Source organism: Leptolyngbya sp. PL-A3, assembly GCF_039962325.1.
Lineage (GTDB): Bacteria > Cyanobacteriota > Cyanobacteriia > Elainellales > Elainellaceae > Vacuolonema.
Genome location: NZ_JAMPLB010000089.1, coordinates 1 through 3,665, shown reverse-complemented (window position 1 = coordinate 3,665; position 3,665 = coordinate 1). Strand labels below are relative to the sequence as shown.

Annotated in this window: 3 protein-coding genes; 2 read left to right on the top strand and 1 reads right to left on the bottom strand. The window is 50.5% G+C overall.

Features of this window, described 5'->3' with window-relative positions:
• Positions 1-137: 137 nt before the first annotated feature.
• The gene (locus tag NDI52_RS31475; protein ID WP_190774468.1) at positions 138-506 is read right to left on the bottom strand and encodes a hypothetical protein; all 369 of its coding nucleotides are present in this window, start codon (positions 504-506) and stop codon (positions 138-140) included.
• 255 nt (positions 507-761) lie between these two features.
• On the opposite strand from NDI52_RS31475, the gene NDI52_RS31470 reads away from it, so the two are divergent.
• Both NDI52_RS31470 and NDI52_RS31465 read left to right on the top strand, forming a co-directional pair.
• On the top strand, positions 762-2,204 hold the full coding sequence (locus NDI52_RS31470) for a PLP-dependent aminotransferase family protein (protein WP_190774467.1): 1,443 nt from the start codon (positions 762-764) through the stop codon (positions 2,202-2,204).
• 337 nt (positions 2,205-2,541) lie between these two features.
• A complete protein-coding gene (locus tag NDI52_RS31465) occupies positions 2,542-3,525 on the top strand; it encodes a HEAT repeat domain-containing protein (protein WP_190774466.1) in 984 nt (327 codons plus the stop codon).
• Positions 3,526-3,665: the final 140 nt, after the last annotated feature.

Genomic DNA, 3,665 nt, shown 5'->3' with positions numbered 1-3,665 from the left:
GCATAATAATTTACCCAGAATTTTGGTGCTTTGCCCGCGAAGCGGGCAAAGCACCAACATTCTGGGTAAATTCATTACTGGAAATCTCCTAAGTCAATTCAAGGCCGAGCTTCTCACGTCTTGAATTGGCTCAAATTTTAGCTGTAAAACCGTTGGTCTAACCAAATTCGCACTTCCTGTTCCGTATCAAATTGGTGATGGGAACGGGTTGCAGGATCATAGGCATACCAGAAGGAATTTCCGTTGCGATCGCGCCTCTGCTCAATGCATACAGACTGATTGCCGGTGAAAAAATTTAATAACTTCGTGAGTAGTGGTTGTAACCATGCTTGCTTAGCCCGGTTGGGATAATGGGCAGCAGTGGTGGGTGATAGTAATTGCTCCAGCGACTGTTCCAGGGATTTTCTTGAAGCTGGCTGAAGGGATGGATTTTCTAGGTGTGAAGCGTATGAAAACCCAGAGTTTGATGAGGGATTGCTGGAAGGTGAGGAATCAGAGAGGCGCATAGGAACGTACCGGTGTTGTGGCTTACATTCCTACTCTCGTCAAGGAACTGAAATTTGAGTAGATACAAAAAAAGGAAGTTCTGCTAGTACAGTTTCAAAAAATATAACTGTTCTAGTGAAAAAAATAGAAACTGTACCAGCTACTCACCAAAAAGTTCGCATAGAGTAAGGTCATGCTTCAAATTTCAAGGCTTGATTTTTGTGGGTATACCCATGAAAAATCAGCGTTCTCCTCAATGACGTTGGAGATGGGCGATGAAAATTCCTGTAGACCGTGACGCGGAAGAACCTGTATATCTACAAATTCGCGATCGCATCAGTCATCTTATTAACTCAGGGGGTCTACGTCCGGGCGATCGCCTTCCATCTATCCGTGAGATGGCTCGCAACGTCAACGTCAATAAACTGACTGTAATCGAAGCCTACAGCGTTCTAGAGGCCGATGGACTGATCTACGCACGTCAGGGCGCGGGATATTTCATCAACACCGAACCGCTGACCCGCCCTCGTGGAGCCTCTACCTTTGCCCCGGATCAGCAGGTCATCATTCCCCCTAACGAAATTCCCTCGTTTTTGACTGTGAGTAACGCTGTTCTCCGAGCGGAAGCGCAACCTGGAACCATTCGTCTCAGTTCCGGCTTTCCCCAACCGACAGGTATTGAAGATGTTCAGCGCATCGCTCGGCGGGCTGTCAAAAATGTTGCTGATGCCCTGTTTCGGCATAACCATCCCCAGGGTGAGCCCGCCCTGCGGAGTCAAATTGCTCAACTGTTGATGCAACTGGGCTTGGCTGTAAAACCCGACGATTTGTTGGTCACCAACGGTTCTTTGCAAGCGTTGGCTCTCATTACCCAGCACTTCATCCAACCAGGAGATTGGGTGGTTGTAGAGTCGCCGACTTTTCATGGTTACCTGTCGATTCTGCAACAGGCAGGGGCACGAGTCATTGGCATTCCCATGACGGCGGAGGGTATGAATCTGGATTTACTAGAGCAGTACCTCCAGAGCCACCATCCCAAGCTGATCTACACGATCAGTACCTTGCACAACCCCACGGGTATCACTACTAGCCTGGCTCATCGGCGGCGACTGTTGGATCTGGCAGAACGTTATAACTGTCGCGTGGTGGAAGACAATGCCTATGAACGGCTGAACTTTGAGCCGACGCCGCCCCCCATTAAGGCAATGGATGAGAGCGATCGCGTCATTTACATCGGCACCTTTTCCAAAACTCTGATGCCGGCTCTACGCGTGGGTTACGCCATGATTACAGGAGAACATAACCAGGCTCTAATCGAGCGCAAAATGCTGCACGACATGCACGTCTCGGTTATGTCCCAGGCCATTATTAGCGAATATTTGGCTTCAGGTCACTACCGCCGCCGTCTTAACCAGCTCCTCAGCCTGAATCAGCAAAACCGTTGCGTCATGCTCCGCGCCCTGGAGACGCACTTCCCCGCAGAGGCATCCTGGACAGTGCCGATTGGTGGCGTGTTTCTCTGGGTGCAACTGCCTCCTCACATTTCTGTACAACGCGTAGCCGAGGAGGCCGCTGCTCAGAAGGTGCTGGTTGGTACTGGAACCGCCTTTTTTCCTGACCAACAGGGCTATCCGGCCTTGCGTCTGGGTTATGCTGAGTCTCCAGAGCACATCGAACGTGGCATCGAAATCGTAGGCCGCATTTTGAAAGCCCAGTAGACAGTATTTAAGCCTAGCTTGAAGGATTACTACCGAGCCATTGAAAATAATCAACTGCCAATCGAACGGAAAGTGACACTAACACAAGATGATCGCATTCGACGTAGCATCATTATGGAATTGATGTGTCAATTCTATAGCAACGTGCGAGTGCGTTAAGTACAGCAACGGTGGTGTGGGGCACGAAGTGCCCCACACCACCGTACTTAATCAACCCGCACATTGCTGTATAACATTTCCACAAGGGTTTCAACGCAGTTCTAGCTGATGCTTGGATTGCGCTGTATGGTGTACGGGTGTACCATGATTCGCAGTAGAGTTGAGCGACTGAAACGATATGGCGAAGTCTCGCAAGCTCGAAGAATTGATGACAGCTCTGAATCAGATACGGTCTGATCCGACATCTGCGGAGGGCATGGCATTACTGCGCCAGGTTTTGGGGAGCAAGTATTCCGTCGCGATCGCCCAAGCCGCTCAACTCATCGGCGAACATGAAATCGACGCGCTGATCCCCGACCTGACGGCTGCCTTTCCCCGCTTCATGGTGAAGCCGCAGGATAGCGATCCCGGTTGTCGAGCAAAACAGGCGATCGCTGAAACCCTTTACCGCTTTAACTACAGCGACGAAACCTTGTTTTTATCAGGTATTCGTCATGTACAGATGGAACCTGTCTGGGGTGGCCAGGTCGATACGGCTCCCCGCCTGCGAGGCACCTGTGCTTTAGGCTTGGTGCGGATGAATTACAGCCAAGTCATGGTGGAGTTAGGGGATTTGCTGGCCGACCGCGAGTCGGAAGCACGGATTGGGGCAGCGCGGGCGATCGCCTATAGCGGTAACGACCAAGGCATTCCCCTTCTCCGACTTCGCATCAAAGTCGGGGACAATCCCCCTGTCATATCGGAATGTTTGACTGCTTTGCTTCAACTCGCTCCAACCTCATCGCTATCCCTAGCTCAGGAACTGCTATATGCCCGTAATGATGGACGGGATGAGCATGTGGAACTGGCAGAAGCGACAGCTTTAGCCCTGGGAGAGTCACGGTTGCCGGAGGCTTTTGAGCTATTACGCGATTGGTGGAAGCAAGTGCGGGACCGGGAATTGCGGCGATCGGGGTTGTTGGCGATCGCTACTCTCCGTCAAATTCCGGCCTTTGATTTCCTGATCTCCCTCATTCTAGAGGGACTCTTAGAGGATGCAAAAAGTGCAATCAAAGCTCTCAGCATTTATCAACAAGACGCAAGTATCTGGGAACGGGTTTGTCTGGCTGTAGACGAACGTCAGGATGTAAATTTGAAACAAGCTTTAGTTAAACTCAGCTAATGAGAAAAACACTAATTTAGCCAAGCTGAGTTATCGTCAAATCTGGTGTACGAAGAAAGATTAAGCGGCGTTCTTGCTGATGTCGGTTTTTGGGTCTACTCGGATCCCATCCTTGAATTTCACTCCTTCAATCACCTCCC